The organism is Azotobacter beijerinckii, from assembly GCF_900110885.1.
Taxonomy (GTDB): Bacteria; Pseudomonadota; Gammaproteobacteria; order Pseudomonadales; family Pseudomonadaceae; genus Azotobacter; species Azotobacter beijerinckii.
Genome location: NZ_FOFJ01000015.1, coordinates 35318 through 58365 on the forward strand (window position 1 = coordinate 35318; position 23048 = coordinate 58365).

Sequence of the window (23048 nt, forward strand, 5' to 3'; positions counted from 1 at the left end):
TGACGCTCTGGCTTGGGGCTTGCAGCGAGAGGCCTGCAGTTCCCATGAAATATTCCGATCTCCGCGAGTTCCTGCGCGTCCTGGAGGCGCGCGGCGAGCTCAAGCGTATCCAGACGCCGGTCTCGCCCGTGCTGGAAATGACCGAAATCTGCGACCGTACCCTGCGCCGCGGTGGCCCTGCGTTGCTGTTCGAGAAACCGGTGGGCTTCGACATGCCGGTGCTCGGCAACCTGTTCGGCACGCCGCAGCGCGTGGCGTTGGGCATGGGCGCCGAGGAGGTCTCCGAACTGCGCGAGATCGGCAGGCTGCTGGCCTTCCTCAAGGAGCCGGAACCGCCCAAGGGGCTCAAGGATGCTTGGAGCAAGCTGCCGCTGTTTCGGAAGGTGGTCAGCATGGCGCCCAGGGTGCTGAAGGACGCGCCCTGCCAGGAGGTGATCCTCGAGGGCGAGGAGGTCGATCTCGGCAAGCTGCCCGTGCAGCACTGCTGGCCGGGTGACGCTGCACCGCTGATCACCTGGGGCCTGACCATCACCCGCGGGCCGAACAAGGAGCGGCAGAACCTCGGTATCTACCGCCAGCAGGTGATCGGCCGCAACAAGGTGATCATGCGCTGGCTCAGCCACCGTGGTGGCGCACTGGACTATCGCGAGTGGTGCCAGAAGCATCCGGATCGCCCCTACCCGGTGGCGGTGGCGCTGGGGGCGGACCCGGCGACCATTCTCGGTGCGGTCACCCCGGTGCCGGACACCCTTTCCGAATACGCCTTCGCCGGCCTGCTGCGTGGCCGGCGCACCGAACTGGTCAAGGCCGTCGGCAGCGACCTGCAGGTGCCGGCCAGCGCCGAGATCGTCCTCGAGGGCCACATCCATCCCGGCGAGATGGCCGACGAGGGGCCCTACGGCGACCACACCGGTTACTACAACGAGGTCGACCGCTTCCCGGTGTTCACCATCGAGCGCATCACCAAGCGTCGCGACGCCATCTACCACAGCACCTACACCGGCCGGCCGCCGGACGAGCCGGCAGTGCTCGGCGTGGCGTTGAACGAGGTGTTCGTGCCGATCCTGCAGAAGCAGTTTCCGGAGATCGTCGACTTCTACCTGCCGCCGGAGGGCTGTTCCTACCGTATGGCGGTGGTGACCATCAAGAAGCAGTATCCCGGCCATGCCAAGCGGGTGATGCTGGGGGTCTGGTCATTCCTGCGCCAGTTCATGTATACCAAGTTCGTCATCGTCACCGACGACGACATCAATGCCCGCGACTGGAACGACGTGATCTGGGCCATCACTACGCGCATGGACCCCAAGCGCGACACCGTGCTGATCGACAATACGCCGATCGACTATCTCGATTTCGCCTCGCCAGTTTCCGGTCTGGGCTCGAAGATGGGGCTGGACGCCACCCACAAGTGGCCGGGCGAAACCAGCCGCGAGTGGGGACGGGCGATCCGCCAGGACCCGGCAGTGAAGCAGCGCGTCGACGAACTCTGGCCGTTGCTGGGCATCGACTGATGGTCGCTGGCCGGCGCTGAGCGACCTTTGCCGCGTGTCCTTTCGCGGCAAAGGTCGCTCCCATGATTTACCCCTCCAGGGGGCGGAGCATTATGAAAGTGACCCTGCAACCCTCCGGCGCCGAACTCGAAGTAGGCATCGGCGAATCCATCCTCGATGCCGCACTCCGTCTCGGCTACGAGTGTCCGCAAGGCTGTCGCAATGGCAACTGCCATGCCTGCGCGGCACGCCTGGTCGAGGGGCGGGTGCGCCAGGGCGACGAGGTACTCGATCACGGCGAGTTGCTGGCCTGTCAGGCCGAGCCGCTGGCGGACTGTGTGCTGCACTGGGACGGCGTGCTGGCGCCGGGCGAGCTGCCTGTGCGCGAGTTGAGCTGCCAGTTGATCGACTGTGAAGCGCTCGGCGGCGACGTGCTCCGCGTGCGTCTGCGCGCCCCGGCGGGCAAGCCGCCGCGCTACCATGCTGGGCAGTACCTGCAGTTGCAGCGCGAGGACGGCAGCTTCTCTTCCTTTTCCCTGGCTTCGGCGCCCGACATGGGGCGCGAACTGGAGCTGCACGTTCTGGCGCGCGAGGCGTCGGCCAAGGAGCTGTTGGCATTCATCCGCCGCCAGGGCTTCGCCCGCGTGCGCCTGCCGTTCGGCGAGGCGCATCTGGGCGAGCTGCCGGACGGGCCGCTGGTGCTGATCGCCGCCGGTACCGGCATGGCGCAGATGCAGAGCCTGGTGGAGCATTGCCGGGCGAACGGCTTCGCCAAGCCGATCCACCTCTACTGGGGGGCGCGGCGGCCGGAGGACTTCTACCGGCTGCCTTACGGGGAGGAGTGGCAGCACCTGCCCAACCTGCACCTGCATCGGGTGGTCAGCGACCTGTGCGGCTGGGAGGGGCGCTGCGGCCTGCTGCACGAGGCGGTGCGCGAAGACTTCGCCGATCTTCGGGCGCTGCAGGTCTACGCCAGCGGTTCGCCGGGGATGGTCTACGCTACCTTGGACGCGCTGGTCGAGGGCGGCATGGAGGCCCGGCAGATGCGCGCCGACGTCTTCGCCTATGCTCCCCGGACCTGACGCCTTCGGCCGCGCCCGCTCAGCGCAGTGCGAGCATGGCGACTCACTCGCCGGCGTCCACCGGCATCACCGAGAGCCGGCTGCCCTTCTGCAGCAGCGGCAGTTTCGCCAGTCCCGGGGCGCTGCGCAGGCACACCAGGTCGATGATCCCGGCGAAGGCTTCGACGAATTCCACATCGACCGCGCTCCACGGGTTCTTCACTGTGCTGGCCCGGGCATCGAAGTAGGGGCTGCGCGGGTCGAGGGCGCTGGGGTCCGGGTAGGCCGTCCGGACGATCCGGCCGATTCCGGCGATTCCCGGTCGCGAGCAGCTGGAGTGATAGAAGAAAAACAGCTCGTCGGCCTGCATGCTGCGCAGGGAGTTGCGCGCCTGATAATTGCGCACTCCATCCCAACGCGCCTGGTGGAGGCGCTGTAGGGTAGCCGCGGACAACACGTCGGGTTCGGATTTCATCAGCCAGTACGGCATGGGACGTATCTCGAAATGCCGGTCATCGGAACGTCGGAAGAAGCGTCGATTTCATTGACGGGCAGGGGTTTGATTGACTGATCGAGTTGGCGGAGAATGCCGCCGCTTCTTGGGGGAGGGTGGCCGTTCGCGGTCGCTGCCAATCGCCGTTCGTCATCGTGAAGTGCCTTGAAGGGGGAGGCAATCGATGAAGCGCAAGCCAGATCTGCTGTGGGTTCTTGTCATTCTCTTCGGATTGGGAGTGGTCACCACAGGCTACGCGCAAAGTCACTGGGAACAACAGCAGGGCGCTTCGTCGCCGAGCCTGTTCCGGAGTCTTTGAGTTATTCGCAGGCACCGCAGGGACTGCGGTGCTCCTGCTCCCGTCTCGTCATCCTCCGCTTGTCGGCCGCATACCAGGCCCGGTCCGTCACCGTAGCCTCCAGCGGCACGTCCCAGCTGGCCAGCGCCAGTCGATCGACCTTCTGACATTCGTGGGCCAGGCCCAGCAGCACGGGTTTGCGGCAGTATTCGTGGCGGCTCCGATAGGCCAGGCTGCGGTCGTAGAACCCGCCGCCCATGCCCAGCCGCCCGCCCTCGGGGTCGAAGCCGACCAGTGGCATCAGCAGCAGATCCAGTGTCCAGACCTTGCGTTGCCGGGCCCGGTTCGGGCGGGGTTCGCGGATGCGGAAGCGGTTCAGGCGCAGTGCCTCCCCGGGACGGACGCGCTGGAATACCATGCGGGTCGCCGGCCAGGCGTTGAGCACCGGCAGGTAGGTCGCCTTGCCGCGCCGCTGCGCGGCTTCGAGCAGTAGTCCGGGATCGATCTCGCCGTCGTTGGGCAGGTACAGCGCGACATGGCGGCAGCGGCGGAACAGCGGATGCTGTGCCAGCTGGCGATAGAGCCGGCGAGCGGCCTGGCGCTGGCGGTGGGGGGCGAGTGCGCGACGCCGTTGGCGAAGCAGGCGGCGCAGTTGGGCGCGAGAAAGGCCGGCGGTTTCGATCATGCCGAATGGGCGGGTGTCGGGAATGGATGGGCAGCGATCCTGAAGGATTCGCTGCGGTGCGGCAAGCGCAGAAAGCGGGCTCCCCGAAGTGCCGCTGCCGGCTTGCCCCTTGAACCCGAAAGTTCAAGGTGGCGACTGACGATGACTTTAAGGCTTTCCGTCAGGCGGACATGCACACGGGTCACACGTACAGCCTCCGAAGTTTTGCGTATCGGGAGAGGGACGTGGCCGACTGGCGTACACACCAGGGAGTGGTCGCCAGTATACCCGAAGCGAAAGGGGATCAGGTCGTCAGCTCATCCGGATTGTTGGTCAGGGCGCGGTCGACCCGCTCGAGCAGGGTGCGGACCTGTTCGCGGGTCGAGCTGGCCTGCAGGTCCAGGCGTTCCTGCTTGTGCAGCAGGTCGTGGGTGATGTTGAGCGCGGCCATCACCGCCACGCGATCGGCGCCGATAACCTTGCCGCTGGAGCGTATTTCCCGCATTTTACCATCGAGATAGCGGGCGGCGCTTTCCAGGTTGGCCCGCTCTTCCGGTGGGCAGGCGATGCAGTAGTCCTTGTCGAGGATATGGACGGAGATGGTGTGCGGCTGGCTCATGAGTCCTGCTCCAGGGCTTTCAGACGTGAAATCATCGATTCGACCTTGCGCCTGGCGATTTCGTTCTTTTCGATGAGGTGGGCGCGTTCTTCTCGCCAGGCCTTTTCATTCGCCAGGAGGAACCGGTTGTGGGCCTTGATCTGCTCGAGACGTTGGATCAGCAGTTCCAGCTGGCGGGCGAGGGCTTGCAGGTCGTCTTCTTCCATAGCACCTTCGTTCTTCTGCGAATGAGCGGAACTCGAGGCCGCGGCAGCGCGCTTCGATGGTCTTGGCGCATCCGCCGGTGCTAGGATACGCGATCACATTCTAGTCATTTGCTCCCCGTGGCGCCTATAGCCGCCGCCGCTTTCGCAAGGCGCGGCCAGGCCGGGCGAACGGGGAAACCGAGTCCGATATGTCCACCGATAAATCCCCCTATGCGGCTTTCTCCGCCCTGCTGGCCACGACCGGTCGGGATGTCTCTCCGGCGGAGCTGCACGGCCTGCTGCTCGGTCGCAGCTGCGCCGGCGCCGGTTTCGAGGTCGACGCCTGGCTGACCGATGCCGCCGACCTGCTCGGCAGCCAGATCCCGGACAACGTGCGCCAGGCGCTGGTCGGCCTGCAGGAGATGGTCAAGGGCGAGCTGGCCGGCGGCGAGGTCGCGGTGGTCCTGCTGCTGCCCTCCGACGAGGCGCCGCTGGCCGAGCGTGCCGTCGCCTTGGGGCATTGGTGCCAGGGCTTTCTCGGCGGTTTCGGCCTGACCGCCCGCGACACTCCGCTGAGCGCGGAGGCCGTGGAGGTGCTGCAGGATCTCGCCGCCATCGCCCAGGTGCAGGACTCGCTGGAGGAATCCGAGGAGGGCGAGGGCGATTACATGGAGGTCATGGAATACCTCCGGGTCGCGCCGCTCCTGCTGTTCGCCGAATGCGCCCGGCCGGTCGCGCCGGCGCCCAAGCCGTCCGTGCACTAGAAGCGCCGAGGCCCTTTGCCAGTCAACTGAGGAGTTGTACATGACCTGCATCCCGAAGTCGGAGTACGCCTGCCGGCGCAAGGCGCTGATGGCGCAGATGGAGCCCAACAGCATCGCCATCCTGCCGGCGGCGCCGGTGTATATCCGCAATCGCGATGTGGAGCACCAGTACCGCCAGGACAGCGACTTCCAGTACCTCTCGGGCTTCCCCGAGCCGGAGGCGGTGATCGCCCTGATTCCCGGCCGCGAACATGGCGAATATGTGCTCTTCTGCCGCGAGCGCGACCCCGAGCGCGAACTCTGGGACGGCCTGCGCGCCGGCCAGGAGGGGGCGGTGCGCGACTACGGCGCGGACGACGCCTTCCCCATCGCCGACATCGACGACATCCTGCCGGGCCTGATCGAGGGGCGCGGCCGCGTCTACTACGCGATCGGCAGCAACGAGGCGTTCGACCACCGGCTGATGGAGTGGATCAAGACCATCCGTTCCAAGGCCCGCCAGGGCGCGCAGCCGCCGAGCGAGTTCGTCGCCCTCGACCACCTGCTGCACGAGATGCGCCTGTACAAGAGCGCTGCCGAAGTGGCGGTGATGCGCGAGGCCGCGGCCATCTCCGCCCGCGCCCACGTGCGCGCCATGCAGGCCAGCCGTCCGGGGCTGTGCGAATACCACCTGGAGGCCGAGCTGGACTACGAGTTTCGCAAGGGCGGGGCGAAGATGCCGGCCTACGGCTCGATCGTCGCCGGCGGGCGCAACGCCTGCATCCTGCACTACCGGGAGAACGACCGGCCGCTGCGCGACGGCGACCTGGTGCTGATCGACGCCGGCTGCGAGATCGACTGCTACGCCAGCGACATCACCCGTACCTTCCCGGCCAACGGCCGCTTCTCGCCCGAGCAGAAGGCCATCTACGAGCTGGTGCTGGCCGCCAACCTGGAGGCCTTCAACCACATCGCCCCCGGCCGGTACTGGAACGAGGCCCACGAGGCCACGGTGCGGGTGATCGTTGCCGGGCTGGTGGAGCTGGGCCTGCTGCGGGGCAACGTCGACGAGCTGATCAAGCAGGAAGCCTACAAGCCCTTCTACATGCACCGTGCCGGCCACTGGCTGGGCATGGACGTGCACGACGTCGGCGACTACAAGGTCGACGGCCAGTGGCGGCTGCTTGAGCCGGGCATGGCGATGACCGTCGAGCCGGGCATCTACATCGCTCCGGACAACGACAAGGTCGACAGCCGCTGGCGCGGTATCGGCGTGCGCATCGAGGACGACGTGGTGGTCACCGAAGGCGGCTACGAGATCCTCACCGGCGGCGTGCCCAAGAGCGTCGCCGAGATCGAGGCGCTGATGGTCGCTGCGCGCGGGCGGGTGGCCTGAGCATGGCGCGGGTGGAACTGGCGATCGTCGGCGGCGGCCTGGTCGGCGCCAGCCTGGCCCTGGCCCTGCAGGAGGGCGCCAAGGCGCGCGGCTGGCGGATCGTGCTGATCGAGCCCCACGCCCCCGGCGAGGGCTATCAGCCGAGCTACGACGCGCGCTCCTCGGCGCTGTCCTTCGGCACCCGGCGGATCTACGAGCGCCTCGGTTTGTGGCCGGCGATCGCCCGCCGGGCCGAACCGATCCTGCAGATCCAGGTCTCCGAGCGGGGCCGCTTCGGCAGCGCGTGTCTGCAGGCGGAGGAGGAGGGTGTGCCGGCGCTCGGCTACGTGGTGGAGAACGCCTGGCTCGGCGAGTGCCTGTGGCAGGCGCTGGACCCCGAGGTGGTCGTCTGGCGCTGCCCGGCCGAGGTGCAGCGGATGACCCCGCTGGCCGACGGCTACCGGCTGCAGCTGGACGACGACAGCCACCTCGACTGTGCCCTGGCGGTGCTCGCCGACGGCGGCCGCTCCGACCTGCGCGAGCAGCTCGGCATCCATGTCCACCGCCAGCCCTACGGGCAGACCGCCCTGATCGCCAACCTCACGCCCAGCGAGCCGCACCGCGGCCGGGCCTTCGAGCGTTTCACCCAGGACGGCCCGCTGGCCCTGCTGCCGCTGGCGGAGAACCGCTGCGCGCTGGTCTGGACCCGCCCGGCGGGCGATGCCGGGAGGCTCCTGGCGCTCGACGAGCGGTCGTTCCTCGACGAGCTGCAGCGGCAGTTCGGCTACCGGCTCGGCGCCTTCCGCCAACTGGGCGCCCGCCATCCCTACGCGCTGACGCTGGTCGAGGCCGAGGAGCAGGTGCGGCCCCATCTGGTCCTGCTCGGCAATGCCGCCCACAGCCTGCACCCGATCGCCGGCCAGGGCTACAACCTGTCCCTGCGCGACACCCTGTGCCTGGCCGAGGAGCTGCTGGAGAGTCCGGCCGAGCCCGGCGACTTCGCCACCCTGCTGCGTTACCAGGCCCGCCAGCGGCTCGACCAGCAACTGACCGTGGGCTTCTCCGACCGGGTCACCCGGTTGTTCGCCACGGCCACGCCGCTGCTCGCCGACGGGCGCAGTCTCGGCCTGCTCGGCCTCGACCTGCTGCCGCCGGCCAAGCGCTGGTTCGCCCGCCAGGCCATGGGGCTCGGCACCCGTGCGCAGGCCTGAGGCCGGCCGGGATCATCGAAGAACGGCGGGCCGGGTTGGACGCCCCTTGCCAATTGAGGAAAGCATGCACGCGGATCTGATCATCGTCGGCGCCGGAATGGTCGGCAGCGCCCTGGCGCTGGCCCTGCAGGACAGCGGCCTGGACATCCTCCTGCTCGACCGCGGGCCGCTCGAGGTGGCGCCCTGGCGCCCTGACGCCCCCTTCGAGCCGCGGGTCAGCGCGCTGTCCGCCGCCAGCCAGCGGATTCTCGAGCGCCTCGGCGCCTGGGAGGGCATCCGCGCCCGGCGCGCCGGCCCCTACGGCGAGATGCGCGTGTGGGACGGCTCCGGTACCGGGCAGATCCACTTTGCCGCGGCCAGCGTGCATGCCGAGGTGCTCGGTCATATCGTCGAGAACCGCGTGGTGCAGGACGCCCTGCTCGAACGCCTGGCCGGCAGCGGGATCGGGCTGCTGCCGGCGGTGCGCCTGGACGGCCTGCGCCGCTCCGGCGACGGCTGGCTGGTCAGCCTCGGCGACGGCCGCCAGCTGCGCGCGCCGCTGCTGGTCGCCGCCGACGGCGCCAACTCGACGATCCGCCACTTGGCCGGCTGCGCCACCCGCGAGTGGGACTACCTGCACCACGCCATTGTCACCAGCGTGCGCTGCGCCGAAGCGCACCGCCGCACCGCCTGGCAGCGCTTCACCGACGACGGCCCGCTGGCCTTCCTGCCGCTGGAGCGGGACGGCGACCGCCACTGGTGCTCGATCGTCTGGTCGACCACCCCGGAGCAGGCCGAGCGGCTGATGAAGCTGGACGACGCGGACTTCGCCAAGGCCTTGGGCGCGGCCTTCGAGTGGCGGCTCGGCGCGGTGCTGGAGGTCGACCCGCGGCTGTGCATCCCGCTGCGCCAGCGCCATGCCCGGCGCTACGTCGAGCCCGGCCTGGCGCTGATCGGCGATGCCGCCCACGTCATCCATCCGCTGGCGGGACAGGGCGTCAACCTCGGCTTTCTCGATGCCGCCACCCTGGCCGAGGTGCTGCGGCATGCCCACGCGCGCGGCGAGCGGCTGGCCGAGCTGCGCGTGCTGAGCCGTTTCGAGCGCCGGCGGATGCCCCACAATCTGGCGATGATGGCGGCGATGGAGGGCTTCGAGCGGCTGTTCCAGGCCGATCCGCTGCCGCTGCGCTGGCTGCGCAACGCCGGCCTGAAGTGGATGGACGAGTTGCCCGCGGGCAAGGCGCTGTTCGTCCGCCAAGCCCTCGGGCTGAGCGGCGACCTACCCGAACTGGCGCGGACCTGAGACCCGAGCCCACCCTGTCCGCGACATACCGCGCGACATCTGGCGAGTTGTGAAGCTAAATGCTAGTTACTACTATTCGCGAGGACAAATCCGAACGAGGTGGGTTCCATGCAGGCAAGCAAGCGCATTCTCGCCGTTCTGGTCCTGGGCGCGTTCTCCGGCGCCGCACCGGCCGCCGATGACGAGGTCGTGGTCTATTCGGCGCGGATCGACGAGCTGATCAAGCCGGTCTTCGATGCCTATACCGCCGAAACCGGGGTCAAGGTGAAGTTCATCACCGACAAGGAAGCCCCGCTGCTGGCCCGCCTCAAGGCCGAAGGGAAGAACACCCCGGCCGACCTGCTGATCACCGTGGACGCCGGCAACCTCTGGCAGGCCGAGCAGGAGGGCGTGCTGCGCCCGCTGGACTCCGCGACGATCAAGGCCAACATCCCGCCGCAATACCGCTCCGCCGGCGGCGCCTGGAACGGCCTGTCGCTGCGCGCGCGGACCATCTTCTACTCCACCGAGCGGGTCAAGCCGGAAGAACTCTCCACCTACGAGGCCCTGGCCGACGAGCACTGGGAAGGCCGGCTGTGCCTGCGCACCAGCAAGAAGGTCTACAACCAGTCGCTGACCGCCACCCTGATCGAGGTCCACGGCGAGAAGCAGGCCGAGCAGATCGTCAAGGGCTGGGTGAACAACCTGGCCACCGACGTGTTCGCCGACGACACCGCCCTGCTACAGGCCATCGACGCCGGCCAGTGCGACGTGGGCATCGCCAACACCTACTACTACGGCCGCCTGCACAAGCAGAACCCGGGTTTGAAGGTGAAGCCCTTCTGGCCGAACCAGGCCGATCGCGGCGTGCACGTCAACCTCTCCGGCGCCGGGGTGACCAAGTACGCCCCGCATTCGCAGGCCGCGCAGAGGCTCCTGGAATGGATGACCGGCGAGAAGGCCCAGCGCCTGCTGGCCGACCTCAACCAGGAATACCCCGCCAACCCGCAGGTGGCACCGTCCGCGGAAGTCGCCGCATGGGGCAGCTTCAAGGCCGACAGCGTGCCGGTCGAGGTCGCCGGCAAGCGCCAGGCCGAGGCGATCCGCCTGATGGACCGCGCCGGCTGGAACTGACCGGAGCGCTCCGAGGCTGCCGACTCCGGGCCGCAGGCGGAGCGCTCCGCCGGCGGCCCGTCTTATTTTCCGTGTTGCGGGGAGCCGTCGTGTCCCATTCCCTCCAGCGCCGCTGGTATCCCGTCGTCTTCGCCATCGCCGCTCTGGTGCTGCTGCCCCTCGGCGTGCTGGCGCTCTCCTGGCACAGCGTGGACGGCGAAATCTGGAAGCATCTGTGGGATACCCAGATGCCGCGCCTGCTCGGCAACACCCTGACCCTGCTGCTCGGCGTCGGCACTGGCGTCACCCTGCTCGGGGTGAGCCTGGCCTGGCTGACCAGCCTCTGCGAGTTTCCCGGCCGGCGCTGGCTGGACTGGGCGCTGATGCTGCCCTTCGCGATTCCCGCCTATGTGCTGGCCTTCGTCTTCGTCGGCCTGCTGGACTTCGCCGGGCCGGTGCAGAGCCTCTTGCGCGAATGGTTCGGCAGCGGCCTGCGCCTGCCGCGGGTGCGCTCCACCGGCGGGGTGATCCTGGTCCTGGTGCTGGTCTTCTACCCCTACGTCTACCTGCTCGCACGCAGCGCCTTCCTGGCCCAGGGCAAGGGTCTGATGGAGGCCGCGCGGGCCCTCGGCCAGTCGCCCTGGCAGGCCTTCTGGCGCGTCGCGCTGCCGATGGCGCGGCCGGCGATCGGCGCCGGCCTGGCGCTGGCGACGATGGAGACCCTGGCCGACTTCGGCGCCGTCTCGGTGTTCAACTACGACACCTTCACCACCGCCATCTACAAGACCTGGTACGGCTTCTACAGCCTGTCGTCCGCCACCCAGCTGGCCAGCCTGCTGCTCTTGGCGGTGATGCTGGTGGTCTACGGCGAGCGTCGCGCCCGCGGCGTGCCGCGGCCGAGCACCGAGCGCCCGCGCGGCCGGGCGCTGTACCGGCTGCGCGGCGCCAAGGCGGCGGCGGCCAGCGTCTGGTGCGGACTGGTGTTTCTCTGCGCCTTCGTCGTGCCGCTCGCGCAGCTGCTGGCGTGGTTCTGGCAGCGCGGCCGTTTCGACCTCGACGAGCGCTACACCGGGCTGATCCTGCATACCCTCTGGCTGGGCGGTTGCGCCGCGTTGCTCACCGTTGCTTGCGCCATGCTGCTGGCCTTCGCCCGGCGCCTGGTGCCGGACCGGACGATGGGCGCGGCGGTCGGCCTGGCCAACCTCGGCTATGCCCTGCCGGGCTCGGTGCTGGCGGTGTCCCTCATGTTCGCCTTCAGCTATCTCGACCGGGAGCTGGTGATTCCGCTGTCCGCCTGGCTCGGCGGGGCCGGCAAGCCGCTGCTGCTGGGCAGCCTGACGGCCCTGCTGCTGGCCTACCTGGTACGCTTTCTGGCGGTGGCCTTCGGCCCCCTGGAAAGCAGCCTGGCGCGGATCCGCCCGTCGCTGCCGGAGGCCGCGCGCAGCCTGGGGGTCGGCGGGCCGCAGCTGTTCTCGCGGCTCTACCTGCCGCTGCTGCTGCCCGGCACCCTGAGCGCCGCCCTGCTGGTGTTCGTCGACGTGCTCAAGGAAATGCCGGCGACCCTGCTGATGCGTCCGTTCGGCTGGGACACCCTGGCGGTGCGCATCTTCGAGATGACCAGCGAGGGGGAGTGGGCCCGTGCCGCGCTGCCGGCGCTGACCCTGGTGCTGGTCGGGCTGCTGCCGGTGATCGGCCTGATCCGTCGTTCGGCGCGCCAGCCCGGCTGAAGGGCAGGCCGTCCGACCCCCCCACCTTCCGCCACCGTGACCTGGTTCGCCCTTGCGGCTACAATGCGCGCCATCCGTGGCCCGCTCCAGGCCCTGTAACCGTTGAAAGGCCTGCTTCGCAGGCCTTTTGCGTTCACGCCCTACCCGCATCGCGCCAGGCACCGAAGGAGAGCAACACTGATGGGACAGCGCACACCGCTCCATGGGCAGCACCTTGCCCTGGGGGCCAAGATCGTCGATTTCGGCGGCTGGGACATGCCTCTGCATTACGGCTCGCAAGTCGAGGAGCATCACCAGGTTCGCCGCGACTGCGGGGTCTTCGACGTTTCCCACATGACCGTGGTGGACGTCCACGGCCCGCAGGCCCTGGCCTGGCTGCAGCGCCTACTGGCCAACGACGTGGCGCACCTGGAGACCCCCGGCAAAGCCCTCTACAGCGCGATGCTCAACGAGCGCGGCGGGGTGATCGACGACCTCATCGTCTACCTCACTGGCTTCGGCTACCGCCTGGTGCTCAACGCCGGCACCCGCGCCCGCGACCTGGCGTGGATGCAGGAGCAGGCCGCCGGCTGCGCGGTCGAGCTGCGCGAGCGCGGCGACCTGGCGATGCTCGCTATCCAGGGGCCGCACGCGCGGGCGCGCACCGGCGAGCTGGTCTCCAGCGCGCGCGCCGCGCTGATCCACGAACTCCGGCCGTTCGAGGGGATGGCCGAGGGCGACTGGTTCGTCGCCCGCACCGGCTACACCGGCGAGGATGGCCTGGAGATCATGCTGCCCGCCGCGCAGGCCCCGGACTTCTTCAGCGAACTGGTCGGCGCCGGCATCGCGCCCATCGGCCTCGGCGCCCGCGACACCCTGCGCCTGGAGGCGGGGCTGAACCTCTACGGCCAGGACATGGACGAGAGCGTCTCGCCGCTGGCCGCGAACATGGGCTGGACCATCGCCTGGGACCCCGTCGGGCGCGACTTCATCGGCCGCGCCGCGGTGGAGGCGCAGCGCTGCGCCGGTGGCCAGCCTAAACTGGTGGGATTGTTGCTGGAGGAGCGCGGCGTGCTGCGCGCCCACCAGGTGGTGCGGGTGGAGGGGATCGGCGAGGGCCAAATCACCAGCGGCAGCTTCTCGCCGACGCTCGGCAAGTCCATCGCCCTGGCCCGGGTGCCGGCGGCCACCGGCGAGCGCGCCGAGGTGGAAATCCGCGGCCGCTGGCTTCCTGTCCGCGTCGTCCGGCCGAACTTCGTCCGCCACGGCAAGGCTTTGATCTAGATTTTTCGGGCGAGCCCTTTCGCCCCCAACTCGAGGACACGACATGAGCAACATTCCCGCCGATCTGCGCTACGCCGCCAGCCACGAATGGGCCCGACTGGAAGCGGACGGCACCGTCACCGTGGGCATTTCCGACCACGCCCAGATCGCCCTGGGCGACGTGGTGTTCGTCGAGCTGCCGGAGATCGGCAAGCAACTGGCCGCCGAGCAGGAAGCCGGGGTGGTGGAATCGGTGAAGGCCGCCTCGGACATCTATGCGCCGATCGCCGGCGAGGTGATCGCGGTCAACGAAGAACTGACCGACAGCCCCGAGCTGGTCAATAGCGATCCCTACGGCAGCTGGTTCTTCAAGCTCAAGCCCAGCAACGCCGGCGATCTGGACAAACTGCTCGACGCGGCCGGCTACGCCGCCGCCTGCGCCGCCGACGCCTGATCGTCGGGGCTCCCGGCGCTTGGCGCCGGAAACCTTTCTACGCCTGAAGCCTCGCCCTGGTCGGGGCTTCGTCTTTTTACCCGAGAACCGCCATGTCCCAGACCCCCAGTCTCGCCCACCTCCAGCAACCCGACGCCTTCCTGCGGCGCCACCTCGGCCCTGACGAGGCCGAACAACGGACCATGCTCGCCAGCCTCGGCCTCGCCAGCCGCGACCAGTTGATCGAGCAGACGGTACCGCCGGCGATCCGCCTGAACCGCGCCCTGGAGCTGCCGGCGGCGCTGGACGAGCAGGCCGCCCTGGCCAGGCTCAAGGGCCATGCCGAACGCAACGAACTGTGGACCAGCCTGATCGGCATGGGCTACCACGGCACCGTCACGCCGCCGGTGGTCCTGCGCAACGTGCTGGAAAATCCCGGCTGGTACACCGCCTACACCCCCTACCAGCCGGAAATCGCCCAGGGCCGCCTGGAGGCGCTGCTGAACTTCCAGCAGCTGACCATCGACCTCACCGGTCTCGACCTGGCCAGCGCCTCGCTGCTCGACGAGGGCACCGCCGCCGCCGAGGCCATGGCCATGGCCCGCCGCGTGGCGAAGAGCAAGAGCAACCGCTTCTTCGTCGACGAGAACTGCCACCCGCAGACCCTCTCGGTGGTGCGCACCCGCGCCGAGGGCTTCGGTTTCGAGGTGGTGGTGGATGCCGTGGAGAACCTCGCCGCCCACGAGGTGTTCGGCGCCCTCCTGCAGTACCCCGACACCCACGGCGAGATCCGCGACCTGCGCCAGCCGATCGAGCAGCTGCACGCCCAGCAGGCGCTCGCCTGCGTCGCCGCCGACCTGCTCGCCCTGCTGGTGCTGACCCCGCCGGGGGAACTGGGCGCCGACGTGGTGCTCGGCTCGGCGCAGCGCTTCGGCGTGCCGATGGGCTACGGTGGCCCGCACGCGGCCTACTTCGCCACCCGCGACGAGTACAAGCGCGCCATGCCCGGACGGATCATCGGCGTGTCCAAGGACGCCCGCGGCAACACCGCGCTGCGCATGGCCCTGCAGACCCGCGAGCAGCACATCCGCCGCGAGAAGGCCAACTCGAACATCTGCACCTCGCAGGTGCTGCTGGCCAACATCGCCGGCTTCTACGCCGTCTACCACGGGCCCGAAGGCCTCAAGCGCATCGCCCGGCGCGTCCACCGGCTGACCGCGATCCTTGCCGAAGGCCTGGCGCAGAAGGGCATCCAGCGCCTCAACGAGCACTTCTTCGACACCCTGACCCTGGAGGTCGGTGGCGCCCAGACGGCGATCATCGAGAGCGCCCAGGAGGCGCGGATCAACCTGCGCATCCTCGGTCGCGGCCGGCTCGGTGTCAGCCTGGACGAGACCTGCAGCGCGGAAACCGTCGAGCGGCTGCTGGCGATCTTTCTCGGTGCCGACCACGGCCTCGACCTCGCCGCGCTGGACGAGGCCGCCGTCTCGGGCATCCCCGCCGCCCTGCAGCGCAGCTCGGCCTACCTGCAGCACCCGGTGTTCAACAGCCACCACAGCGAAACCGAGATGCTGCGCTACCTCAAGCAGCTGGAGAACAAGGACCTGGCGCTCAACCAGGCGATGATCCCGCTCGGCTCCTGCACCATGAAGCTCAACGCCACCAGCCAGATGATGCCCATCACCTGGCCGGAGTTCGCCAACCTGCACCCCTTCGTGCCGCGCGAGCAGGCCGAGGGCTACCGCCGGATGATCGACGAGCTGGAAGCCTGGCTGTGCGCGATCACCGGCTTCGACGCCATCTGCATGCAGCCCAACTCCGGCGCCCAGGGCGAGTACGCCGGCCTGCTGGCGATCCGCAGCTACCACCTGAGCCGCGGTGAGGGCCGGCGCAACGTCTGCCTGATCCCGTCCTCGGCCCACGGCACCAACCCGGCCTCGGCGCAGATGGTCGGCATGCAGGTGCGCATCGTCGACTGCGACAAGTCCGGCAACGTCGATCTTGCCGACCTCCAGCGCAAGGCCGAGGCGGCCGGCGACGCGCTGTCCTGCCTGATGCTCACCTATCCCTCGACCCACGGCGTCTACGAGGAAGGCGTGCGGGAGATCTGCGAGGTGATCCACGCTCACGGCGGCCAGGTCTACATGGACGGCGCCAACCTCAACGCCCAGGTCGGCCTGGCGCGTCCGGCGGACATCGGCGCCGACGTCTCGCACATGAACCTGCACAAGACCTTCTGCATTCCCCACGGCGGCGGCGGCCCGGGCATGGGGCCGATCGGCGTCAAGGCGCACCTCGCGCCCTTCGTCGCCAACCACTCGGTGGTGCCGCTGGACGGCCCCAACCCGGGCAACGGCGCGGTCAGCGCGGCGCCCTGGGGCAGCGCGAGCATCCTGCCGATCAGTTGGATGTACATCGCCATGATGGGGCCGCAGCTCAAGGATGCCACCGAGGTGGCGATCCTCAACGCCAACTACCTGGCCCACCGCCTGGGCGGCGCCTTCCCGGTGCTCTACAGCGGCCGCAACGGCCGGGTCGCCCACGAGTGCATCCTCGACCTGCGCCCGCTCAAGGCGGAAACCGGGATCAGCGAGGAGGACGTCGCCAAGCGCCTGATGGACTACGGCTTCCACGCCCCGACCATGTCCTTCCCGGTGCCCGGCACGCTGATGATCGAGCCCACCGAAAGCGAGTCCCTGCACGAGCTGGATCGCTTCGTCGAGGCCATGCTGAGCATCCGTGCGGAGATCGCCAAGGTCCAGGCCGGCGAATGGCCGGCCGAGGACAACCCGCTCAAGCACGCCCCGCACACCCTGGCCGACGTGCTCGGCGACTGGCAGCGCGCCTACGCTCGCGACGAGGCGGTGACGCCGAGCGCCCACACCCGCGCCCACAAGTACTGGCCGACGGTGAACCGGGTGGACAACGTCTACGGCGACCGCAACCTGTTCTGCGCCTGCGTACCGGTGGACGACTACCGCGAGTGAGCCGGGAGGCGCCCGCCCGGGGCGCCTTCGGGACGTACCGTGCCGGCGGCCCTCAGCCGCCGGCCGGCTCCTCGAAGCCGTGGAAGGCGGCGAACTCCGCCACCGGCACCCGCTCGGTGACCAGGCCGTTTTCCGGCGCCTCGGGCGCCTCGAAGCCGAGGGCCACGGCGCACACCAGGATCTCCCCGGCATCGAGCAGCCCCTGCTCGCGCACCACCTGGTGGTAGTCGGCGAAGACCCCCTGGGGACAGCTGTGCAGCCCTTCGCCGCGGGCCGCGAGCATCAGGTTCTGGATGAACATGCCCAGGTCGAGGAAGCTGCCGGTGTTCATCCGCCGGTCCAGGGCGATCAGCAGGCCGACCGGCGCATCGAAGAACTGGAAGTTGCGCAGCGCCTGCCGCTCCCGCGCCGCCCGGTCGCCACGCGCGATGCCAAGCGTGTCGTAGAGGCCGAAACCCATGGTCCGCCGGCGCTCCAGATAGGGTTCGAACCACTGCTCGGGGTAGTAGCCGTACTCGGCGTGGTGTCGCTGCGGCTCGTGCTCGGCCGCTGCGACCACCGCCCGGCACAGCGCGTCCCGGACCGGGCCGGCCACCGCGCGGACCCTCCACGGCTGGGTGTTGGCGCCGCTCGGCGCCTGCGCCGCCAGCGCCAGGATGCGCTCGACCTGGGCGCGGGGAACGGGATCGGGACGGAAACGGCGTACCGACTTGCGCGAACGGATGGCGTCTTCGACCTGCATGGGCGGGCTCCTCGGGTTCTGCGGGAATCTGCAGGTATACCCCAGGTACCGGCGCTTTTCATCCGCGGGCACGCTTCGTCCTGCCCTGCCGGTTACCGCCCGATAGCGGGGCGACTCGCCAGCTCGTCGCGAAATTCTTGGGGAAAAACGTTAGATTGCCCATCGAAGCAGCTTGCAAACTTTCGACTCACACCACCAGGCGGCGAGAATGGCCAAGAAATTTCCCTTGAACCCCAAGCATCCCGAGCGAATCTGCTGGGGATGCGACCGGTACTGTCCGGCGACTTCCCTGGCCTGCGGAAATGGCGCCGACCGGACGATGCACCCGGCCGAGATGCTCGGAGAGGACTGGTACATACTCGAAGATGGGAGCATCGACGCGGTTGTGGAGACTCAAAAGCCGGCGTAGGACCCGCGTCGGCCCTGGGGCGGGGCCAGCCAGGCCGACATGCGGGCGTTCCGCTGCGCGAGCGTGAAGGCCTGGGCGATGGCAGGCCCAAGGAGAACCCCCGGATCGGCTTTCCAGGGGGGCCCCCATTGACGTGTTAAGCGCTGGCGGCCACTGCCTGACGGGCCAGCAATTGCCATTCGCTGCCCTTTTTCTTCCAGATCTGCAGGACTTTCAGGTTGACCCTGGCCGGGTCCTTGCCCTTGCCGTGCGTGTCGGCCACGAACGTATGGCGAACGATGGCGATGTCGTCGCCCACCACCTGCACGCTCTGGTCGCTGATGGCGATGGACGAGAAGTTGGAAGCGCCGGTCATCAGGTTATCGATCAGGCTTTCCTTGGTATCGACCTTGCCGCTGGAGTGGCCATAGCTCAGCTGCGGAGCGATCAGCGCCTCCAGCCGCTCTTTGTCCGGGTCGACCATCACCACGCGCAACTGCTCCGCTGCCGCGTCGATGGCGGCGATTTCGTCGGCGGCACTGGCGGGGATTACAAGTGCCACCGAACAGAAGGTAGCGACCAACAGCATTATTCTTTTTATCATCTTGGGGCCTTCATTCACGGGTTGGAAAACGGACTCGGAGCCATTCCTCATTATGAGGTAAGACATACTATCACTTCGGTGTGTGGCGTTGAAGTCAACCCGTAATATTGGAATCAGCGAGAAGGCATTTGTATTAAGTAAATGATTTATTTAGATATTATTATGTTTTCTGCGACGGGAGTGTCCCTGTTGGGATTATTGTTATGTGATCACTTGTTACGGCAGGCGTCGATTCACTGGCAGAGCCCGGCGGTATGCCCTGATGGTGGACACCTCGTTAAGCGATACCCTGCCACAGGGTGAGCCAAGGCAGGCAAGCCGGCCCGATGAAGCAACCCGTGCCCGCCACTGCCAGGCCTGCCTGGGCGAAGCGCGGGGCCAGGCCTGGCGGATCGAACTGGTCCGGCAGGCGCGGACAGGGTTTCAGGTACTCATCCGGCCGTTCAGTCGTCCCGCTTGTCCTTGAGGACCTGACCGCTGGCGGCATCCAGATGCACGTCCCACTTCGCGCCTTGGGCGTCGCGCAGCTCGACCTGGTAGATGTAGCGGCCGTATTCCTCTTCCAGCTCGGTTTCCCGGACGGTCGCGCCGGGGTGCTTGGCTTGTGCCGTGGCGTTGAGCGTCTCGAACGGCTGGATGGTACCGGCCTTGAGCAACTGCACGGCTTGGTCCGGGCCGAGGTCGTGGGCCTGGGCCAGGCTGGCGGTGAGCAGGGCGCTGGCGAACAGGGCGGTGAGGGTTTTCATCGTGGCTCTCCAGGGAGTCGTCGGCTTTCGATGGGCGTCACCCTAGCCTGGGCGACTTAAACCAAGCTGAATCGGCCGGTGCGTCTTGCTTGATGGGGGCGCTATTGCAGGCGGCAAGGCGATGACCGACCATAGGGCCGCCATCTATCCCTATCCCATCCCGGAGGCCATGTCCGAGTGGGGTGTCACGAAAATGCCGCCGCAGAGGCGGCGGACCGTCGCGCGAGCGACTGGGCGCGGCGCCGCCCATGCCCGGCCCGCGATCATCCTGCCCATTCCGGCTACCCGTCCGGCCCTTGTGTCGCCGGGCGGCGCCGGCATCCCGAGTCGAGAGGTTTCACCCGATGAAAGCGTCCCCTTCCATTGCCCTGGTCGCCCTGCTGAGTCTGGCGAGCGTCCCGGCCTTTGCCTTCGACCTGAACGCCGCCGCCCAGGCGGTTTCCACCCTCAAGGGCGAGCAGACCGGCGCGGTGGCTGCCAACGACAAGAGTGCGCAGGTCCTCGGGCTGGTACAGGCCCTGAGCGCGCTGCCCGTCACCCCGCTGCAGATGCTGGGCGGCACCGGGGCCCTGCTGGGGCTGGCGCAAAGCCAGCTCAAGGGCAGCGACTATGCGCAGCTGGCCGAGTCGGTTCCCGGCATCGAACACCTCACCGGCAACAATGCGCTGGACCAGCTTGGCACCCTCGGCGGCTTGGGTGCGCTGGGTGGTAGTCTCGGCGGACTCGGCGGTGGTCTGGGGGGCCTGCTCGGCAAGTCCGCCCAGCCGACGGCCGAGCAGTCCGCCGCACTGGAGCAGACCGGCGAGCTGCTGGGTAATGTCCAGAACATGCAGGACGTCAACCAGGCCTTCTCCTCCCTGGGCATGGACGCCAGCCTGACCGGCCAGTTCGCGCCGATCCTGCTGCAGTTCCTCGGCAACCAGGGGGTGGCCGGTCCGCTGATGCAGAGCCTGGCCGGCGTCTGGGGCGTGGGCGGCTCCGCTGTCGTACCCGGCACCGCCAGTGGCAGTGGCGTCGGAACTGGCAGCGGCTCCGTTCCGGCCACCACCGTCGGCACCGGCACTGCTGCCGGCTCCTGATCCGCGCAGGGCGGGCGTGGCTGCTCCGGTCGGCGACCTCGTCCGCCTGTCGCCGGCGAGGGGACGAGCGTAGCGCCATTGCTCCGGGCGACGTCGAAGGCTCTGGTTTGGGGACGGATGCTGGTCTCGAAACCGCCGTCGTCGACGCCGAGGGTGTGTGATCCCTCTTCCTTTCAGGCCGTTCCGAATGAACAGAGAGCGTTCTCGAGCGCTGCTGCGCGTACCCTGTCCCGACCATCCCGGGCTGAGCTTCTGCCAGGCCACTCCGTGGGCGCTGGAGCGCTGGATCGCCGAGTTGCCCAAGGCCAATCTGGGGGCCTGCGCACAGCGCCTCTACCAGGGGCTGCTCGAACTCGTCAGGCTGCAGACCTCGGCGGAAAATCGCCTGCACCTGCTCGAACTGCTGCGCCCGGAGGTCCGTTTCGTCTGCAAGCATCTGGAGCGGCGCTTTCTCCACCCGGGCAGCGTTCCCGACGAGCGGTTGGGCAAGGTGGCGAACCTCTGTCAGGCGCTGAACTATCAATTGGCCATCGGTTACCAGCAGGTCGTCGCTTTGGCGGCGCCGGACCCGGCGGAGCAGGCCGCCCGACAGGTGCAGGCAACGGCCATTCAGCGGGCGCTGCAGGCCCTCCACGACATGCTGATCCGCACCAAGCGGCTCCATCGTCCGCCGCGTCCGGGGCTGTGGCTGGAAATGCACAGCCTGTACCGGACCGCCCGGGATCGGGAGCTCCTGCGCCTGCCGGTGGATGACCGGCCGACGGCCCACCCTGTCCCGGCGACGATCGAGCGGAGCTATGCGGCGAGCCTGCTGCTGGGCACTGCCCGCTGCAACCAGATGAGCCGGCTGGATATCACCCGGCTGTCCAGGGCGCTGGAGTCCTGGAGTGCCCTGGTTCGCCTGCAGGAGGAGGCCGGCGCCTGCCCGCTGCTGGTCGACCTGGCCCGGGACCGCCCGCCGCGTTACCGACGCCTGTGCGACCCCGACGCAATGCGCGTGCCGCTCGGCATCGATCCCGGCGCGCTGCTCGGCGTTCTGGAGATCTATCTGCAGGAGGAGAAGGATGCCCGGCATTCCCTGCCGCCGCCACCGGGCGGCCTCGGCATGGAGCTGCTCGAACACCTCTACCGTGCCTGGGGCGATCTTGCCCAGCGCGCCGGTCCGCGCGCGCTGGGCGATGGCCGGCTGGCGGTGGTCCTCGGCCTGGGGGCCGTCCACTACCACCTGGCGGACCGGCGGCCGTTCGACGAAGTGCTCCAGCGTCCGCGGGACTCCTGCCAGGTTCGTTTCCAGGCGAACCGGGGCGATCTGGAGGATGTCTGGAACCGGGCTGTCGGGGTCCGCTCGCTGGCCCGGCAGGAGAGGGCACCGGACCTCGAGGCGATCCGCTTCGAGCGCCCGGCGACGGGGCGGCCTGCATCCTCGGGCGAGCCGGCGGGAGAGGAGCCTTACCCGGTTTTCGCCCTGTCCATCGTCGACCGGAGTCCGGGCGGCTACGGCCTGCTCTGGCCGGATGCCCCGGCCAGCCTACTGCAGGCCGGCGAACTGATCGGCGTGCTGCCGGCCTCCGGGCAGGGCTGGGCGGTGGGTGTGGTTCGCTGGGTCAGGCAGGGCCGCAACGGTGCGCACCTGGGGATCGAACTGATCGCCGAGCGCGCCGAATCCTGCGGGGTGCGGCTGGTCGACGGGGCGCCGCCGAACGGCCAGTACCTGCGCGCCTTGCTGCTTTCGGCCAGCGAGGCGTGCCCCGCCAGCCTGATCACTGCCGGTATCCCGTTTCGGGAAGACAGCCGGGTGTGGATCAATCAGGGCGGCGAAGAGCGGCTTGCCGTTCTGACGCAGCGGCTTGCCGCTGCGGGTCGTTTCAGCCGCTTCGAGTACCACCTGTCCGGGCAGGGCGGGGCCGGCGGCTGGACGCTCCTGTAGCGGCCGCCCGATGGATCAGCCCTCGCTCTGCCGCGGCGCGTCCTGGGCGAAGCGCCAGTTCTCGAACTCCTTGGGAAAGACCATGCCGGCGTCGCCGCGCGGCCCGTTGAAGACTTGGCGCAGACGCGGCGCACCCAGTTTGCCGCTGGGGTCGAGTTCCTCCACCTTGTCCAGCGCCTCCAGGGATTCGGCCTCGCGGCCCAGGCGGGCCAGGTTGTAGGCGTAGGCGGTGAGGGATTGCAGCCAGAGGCGGGTGAAGACGTGCCAGTGAGCGAAGTCGGCCATCTCGGCGCGGACCTCGCGCCAGTCCGCCGGCAGGCCGAGACGCAGCGACAGCCACTCGATGCAGGCCAGCGCCCAGTGGGCGGCTTCCAGGGAGCGCCGCCGGTAGAAATAGAAGCGGTAGGCGACGATGCGTACGCCCAGGGTGTCGGGGGCCTGGTCGATGATGTCCCGGACCAGCGTCTCGGCCTTCTCCGACTCGTTCCAGTGGGCGAAGACGTCCTTGAGCTTGGCGTGGGTGTCCGGCGGCAGGTGGCTGGCGTGATGGGGCTCCAGGCGGTAGATGCGGGCGCCGGCCGGTGGTCGTTCGGAGTGCGGGGTGGATTCGGGCATGGCGGGGTTCTTCCGGGCAGAGGGATGGAGCGCCCCTCGCAAGAT

The 23048-nt window shown here is 68.8% G+C and carries 23 protein-coding genes and 1 other RNA gene; 15 read left to right on the forward strand and 9 right to left on the reverse strand.

Annotation, left to right across the window (positions count from 1 at the left end; all coding sequences use genetic code 11):
- Positions 1 to 44 precede the first annotated feature (44 nt).
- On the forward strand, positions 45 to 1511 hold the full coding sequence (gene ubiD / locus BMY22_RS09910; RefSeq protein WP_090621618.1) for a 4-hydroxy-3-polyprenylbenzoate decarboxylase: 1467 nt from the start codon (positions 45 to 47) through the stop codon (positions 1509 to 1511).
- A 92-nt stretch (positions 1512 to 1603) separates the two neighbouring features.
- Positions 1604 to 2572: a CDP-6-deoxy-delta-3,4-glucoseen reductase gene (locus tag BMY22_RS09915; protein ID WP_090621619.1), complete on the forward strand. Its 969-nt coding sequence runs from the start codon at positions 1604 to 1606 to the stop codon at positions 2570 to 2572.
- Positions 2573 to 2615: 43 nt separating this feature from the next.
- On the opposite strand, the gene BMY22_RS09920 is transcribed toward BMY22_RS09915, so the two are convergent.
- Positions 2616 to 3041: an EVE domain-containing protein gene (locus tag BMY22_RS09920; protein ID WP_090621621.1), complete on the reverse strand. Its 426-nt coding sequence runs from the start codon at positions 3039 to 3041 to the stop codon at positions 2616 to 2618.
- A gap of 187 nt (positions 3042 to 3228) precedes the next feature.
- On the opposite strand from BMY22_RS09920, the gene BMY22_RS25205 reads away from it, so the two are divergent.
- The gene (locus BMY22_RS25205) at positions 3229 to 3363 is read left to right on the forward strand and encodes a hypothetical protein (protein WP_279626354.1); all 135 of its coding nucleotides are present in this window, start codon (positions 3229 to 3231) and stop codon (positions 3361 to 3363) included.
- A 1-nt stretch (position 3364) separates the two neighbouring features.
- On the opposite strand, the gene BMY22_RS09925 is transcribed toward BMY22_RS25205, so the two are convergent.
- The 4 genes from BMY22_RS09925 to BMY22_RS09940 all read right to left on the reverse strand — a co-directional run bounded on the left by BMY22_RS09925 (position 3365) and on the right by BMY22_RS09940 (position 4831).
- Entirely contained in the window at positions 3365 to 4027 is a 663-nt protein-coding gene (locus tag BMY22_RS09925) for a 5-formyltetrahydrofolate cyclo-ligase (RefSeq protein WP_090621622.1), read from the reverse strand.
- A gap of 76 nt (positions 4028 to 4103) precedes the next feature.
- Positions 4104 to 4281: non-coding RNA, 6S RNA (ssrS, locus tag BMY22_RS09930), on the reverse strand.
- Positions 4282 to 4310: 29 nt separating this feature from the next.
- Positions 4311 to 4625, reverse strand: a complete 315-nt coding sequence (locus tag BMY22_RS09935) for a cell division protein ZapA (RefSeq protein WP_090621624.1) — start codon at positions 4623 to 4625, stop codon at positions 4311 to 4313.
- On the reverse strand, positions 4622 to 4831 hold the full coding sequence (locus tag BMY22_RS09940; RefSeq protein ID WP_090621625.1) for a TIGR02449 family protein: 210 nt from the start codon (positions 4829 to 4831) through the stop codon (positions 4622 to 4624). Before BMY22_RS09940 ends, BMY22_RS09935 begins: the two co-directional genes overlap by 4 nt.
- A 188-nt stretch (positions 4832 to 5019) precedes the next feature.
- On the opposite strand from BMY22_RS09940, the gene BMY22_RS09945 reads away from it, so the two are divergent.
- From BMY22_RS09945 to gcvP, 9 genes are all read left to right on the forward strand, one after another.
- Positions 5020 to 5574 (forward strand): YecA/YgfB family protein, encoded by a 555-nt coding sequence (locus BMY22_RS09945; protein ID WP_090621627.1) that lies wholly within the window; start codon positions 5020 to 5022, stop codon positions 5572 to 5574.
- A 40-nt stretch (positions 5575 to 5614) separates the two neighbouring features.
- The gene (gene pepP, locus BMY22_RS09950; RefSeq protein WP_090621629.1) at positions 5615 to 6949 is read left to right on the forward strand and encodes a Xaa-Pro aminopeptidase; all 1335 of its coding nucleotides are present in this window, start codon (positions 5615 to 5617) and stop codon (positions 6947 to 6949) included.
- A gap of 2 nt (positions 6950 to 6951) precedes the next feature.
- On the forward strand, positions 6952 to 8139 hold the full coding sequence (ubiH, locus tag BMY22_RS09955; protein WP_090621630.1) for a 2-octaprenyl-6-methoxyphenyl hydroxylase: 1188 nt from the start codon (positions 6952 to 6954) through the stop codon (positions 8137 to 8139).
- A gap of 64 nt (positions 8140 to 8203) precedes the next feature.
- Positions 8204 to 9421 (forward strand): 2-octaprenyl-3-methyl-6-methoxy-1,4-benzoquinol hydroxylase, encoded by a 1218-nt coding sequence (locus BMY22_RS09960; protein ID WP_090621632.1) that lies wholly within the window; start codon positions 8204 to 8206, stop codon positions 9419 to 9421.
- Positions 9422 to 9529: 108 nt separating this feature from the next.
- Entirely contained in the window at positions 9530 to 10534 is a 1005-nt protein-coding gene (locus tag BMY22_RS09965; RefSeq protein ID WP_090621634.1) for an extracellular solute-binding protein, read from the forward strand.
- An 89-nt stretch (positions 10535 to 10623) separates the two neighbouring features.
- Positions 10624 to 12240, forward strand: coding sequence for an ABC transporter permease (locus tag BMY22_RS09970; protein WP_090621635.1), 1617 nt, complete (start codon positions 10624 to 10626; stop codon positions 12238 to 12240).
- Between the two features lie 180 nt (positions 12241 to 12420).
- Complete coding sequence (gene gcvT, locus BMY22_RS09975) at positions 12421 to 13503, forward strand: glycine cleavage system aminomethyltransferase GcvT (protein ID WP_090621637.1); 1083 nt, start codon at positions 12421 to 12423, stop codon at positions 13501 to 13503.
- A 43-nt stretch (positions 13504 to 13546) separates the two neighbouring features.
- Positions 13547 to 13936 carry a glycine cleavage system protein GcvH gene (gene gcvH / locus BMY22_RS09980; protein WP_090621638.1) on the forward strand — a complete coding sequence of 130 codons (390 nt, stop codon included), beginning with the start codon at positions 13547 to 13549 and terminating at the stop codon, positions 13934 to 13936.
- A gap of 92 nt (positions 13937 to 14028) precedes the next feature.
- On the forward strand, positions 14029 to 16902 hold the full coding sequence (gene gcvP / locus BMY22_RS09985; RefSeq protein WP_090621640.1) for an aminomethyl-transferring glycine dehydrogenase: 2874 nt from the start codon (positions 14029 to 14031) through the stop codon (positions 16900 to 16902).
- A gap of 52 nt (positions 16903 to 16954) precedes the next feature.
- On the opposite strand, the gene BMY22_RS09990 is transcribed toward gcvP, so the two are convergent.
- Positions 16955 to 17644 (reverse strand): nitroreductase, encoded by a 690-nt coding sequence (locus BMY22_RS09990; protein ID WP_090621641.1) that lies wholly within the window; start codon positions 17642 to 17644, stop codon positions 16955 to 16957.
- A gap of 208 nt (positions 17645 to 17852) precedes the next feature.
- On the opposite strand from BMY22_RS09990, the gene BMY22_RS09995 reads away from it, so the two are divergent.
- Positions 17853 to 18053, forward strand: a complete 201-nt coding sequence (locus BMY22_RS09995) for a DUF3079 domain-containing protein (protein WP_090621643.1) — start codon at positions 17853 to 17855, stop codon at positions 18051 to 18053.
- Positions 18054 to 18189: 136 nt separating this feature from the next.
- Here the strand turns inward: BMY22_RS09995 and BMY22_RS10000 are convergent, their stop codons facing one another.
- Both BMY22_RS10000 and BMY22_RS10005 read right to left on the reverse strand, forming a co-directional pair.
- Complete coding sequence (locus BMY22_RS10000; protein WP_090621644.1) at positions 18190 to 18636, reverse strand: nuclear transport factor 2 family protein; 447 nt, start codon at positions 18634 to 18636, stop codon at positions 18190 to 18192.
- A gap of 443 nt (positions 18637 to 19079) precedes the next feature.
- Positions 19080 to 19382, reverse strand: a complete 303-nt coding sequence (locus BMY22_RS10005; protein ID WP_090621645.1) for a PepSY domain-containing protein — start codon at positions 19380 to 19382, stop codon at positions 19080 to 19082.
- Positions 19383 to 19726: 344 nt separating this feature from the next.
- On the opposite strand from BMY22_RS10005, the gene BMY22_RS10010 reads away from it, so the two are divergent.
- Together BMY22_RS10010 and BMY22_RS10015 are read left to right on the forward strand one after the other, a co-directional pair.
- Positions 19727 to 20461 carry a DUF2780 domain-containing protein gene (locus tag BMY22_RS10010; RefSeq protein ID WP_090621646.1) on the forward strand — a complete coding sequence of 245 codons (735 nt, stop codon included), beginning with the start codon at positions 19727 to 19729 and terminating at the stop codon, positions 20459 to 20461.
- A 187-nt stretch (positions 20462 to 20648) separates the two neighbouring features.
- Entirely contained in the window at positions 20649 to 22388 is a 1740-nt protein-coding gene (locus BMY22_RS10015; protein ID WP_090621647.1) for a hypothetical protein, read from the forward strand.
- 15 nt (positions 22389 to 22403) lie between these two features.
- On the opposite strand, the gene BMY22_RS10020 is transcribed toward BMY22_RS10015, so the two are convergent.
- Positions 22404 to 23003 (reverse strand): hypothetical protein, encoded by a 600-nt coding sequence (locus BMY22_RS10020; protein WP_090621649.1) that lies wholly within the window; start codon positions 23001 to 23003, stop codon positions 22404 to 22406.
- Between the last annotated feature and the right edge of the window lie 45 nt (positions 23004 to 23048).

What these genes read in the sequence shown, in the direction of transcription:
- ubiD (WP_090621618.1), top strand. Translation starts at nt 45, where the DNA reads ATGAAATATTCCGATCTCCGCGAGTTCCTGCGCGTCCTGGAGGCGCGC.
- BMY22_RS09915 (WP_090621619.1), top strand. Translation starts at nt 1,604, where the DNA reads ATGAAAGTGACCCTGCAACCCTCCGGCGCCGAACTCGAAGTAGGCATC.
- BMY22_RS09920 (WP_090621621.1), bottom strand. Translation starts at nt 3,041, where the DNA reads ATGCCGTACTGGCTGATGAAATCCGAACCCGACGTGTTGTCCGCGGCT.
- BMY22_RS25205 (WP_279626354.1), top strand. Translation starts at nt 3,229, where the DNA reads ATGAAGCGCAAGCCAGATCTGCTGTGGGTTCTTGTCATTCTCTTCGGA.
- BMY22_RS09925 (WP_090621622.1), bottom strand. Translation starts at nt 4,027, where the DNA reads ATGATCGAAACCGCCGGCCTTTCTCGCGCCCAACTGCGCCGCCTGCTT.
- BMY22_RS09935 (WP_090621624.1), bottom strand. Translation starts at nt 4,625, where the DNA reads ATGAGCCAGCCGCACACCATCTCCGTCCATATCCTCGACAAGGACTAC.
- BMY22_RS09940 (WP_090621625.1), bottom strand. Translation starts at nt 4,831, where the DNA reads ATGGAAGAAGACGACCTGCAAGCCCTCGCCCGCCAGCTGGAACTGCTG.
- BMY22_RS09945 (WP_090621627.1), top strand. Translation starts at nt 5,020, where the DNA reads ATGTCCACCGATAAATCCCCCTATGCGGCTTTCTCCGCCCTGCTGGCC.
- pepP (WP_090621629.1), top strand. Translation starts at nt 5,615, where the DNA reads ATGACCTGCATCCCGAAGTCGGAGTACGCCTGCCGGCGCAAGGCGCTG.
- ubiH (WP_090621630.1), top strand. Translation starts at nt 6,952, where the DNA reads ATGGCGCGGGTGGAACTGGCGATCGTCGGCGGCGGCCTGGTCGGCGCC.
- BMY22_RS09960 (WP_090621632.1), top strand. Translation starts at nt 8,204, where the DNA reads ATGCACGCGGATCTGATCATCGTCGGCGCCGGAATGGTCGGCAGCGCC.
- BMY22_RS09965 (WP_090621634.1), top strand. Translation starts at nt 9,530, where the DNA reads ATGCAGGCAAGCAAGCGCATTCTCGCCGTTCTGGTCCTGGGCGCGTTC.
- gcvT (WP_090621637.1), top strand. Translation starts at nt 12,421, where the DNA reads ATGGGACAGCGCACACCGCTCCATGGGCAGCACCTTGCCCTGGGGGCC.
- gcvH (WP_090621638.1), top strand. Translation starts at nt 13,547, where the DNA reads ATGAGCAACATTCCCGCCGATCTGCGCTACGCCGCCAGCCACGAATGG.
- gcvP (WP_090621640.1), top strand. Translation starts at nt 14,029, where the DNA reads ATGTCCCAGACCCCCAGTCTCGCCCACCTCCAGCAACCCGACGCCTTC.
- BMY22_RS09990 (WP_090621641.1), bottom strand. Translation starts at nt 17,644, where the DNA reads ATGCAGGTCGAAGACGCCATCCGTTCGCGCAAGTCGGTACGCCGTTTC.
- BMY22_RS09995 (WP_090621643.1), top strand. Translation starts at nt 17,853, where the DNA reads ATGGCCAAGAAATTTCCCTTGAACCCCAAGCATCCCGAGCGAATCTGC.
- BMY22_RS10000 (WP_090621644.1), bottom strand. Translation starts at nt 18,636, where the DNA reads ATGATAAAAAGAATAATGCTGTTGGTCGCTACCTTCTGTTCGGTGGCA.
- BMY22_RS10005 (WP_090621645.1), bottom strand. Translation starts at nt 19,382, where the DNA reads ATGAAAACCCTCACCGCCCTGTTCGCCAGCGCCCTGCTCACCGCCAGC.
- BMY22_RS10010 (WP_090621646.1), top strand. Translation starts at nt 19,727, where the DNA reads ATGAAAGCGTCCCCTTCCATTGCCCTGGTCGCCCTGCTGAGTCTGGCG.
- BMY22_RS10015 (WP_090621647.1), top strand. Translation starts at nt 20,649, where the DNA reads ATGAACAGAGAGCGTTCTCGAGCGCTGCTGCGCGTACCCTGTCCCGAC.
- BMY22_RS10020 (WP_090621649.1), bottom strand. Translation starts at nt 23,003, where the DNA reads ATGCCCGAATCCACCCCGCACTCCGAACGACCACCGGCCGGCGCCCGC.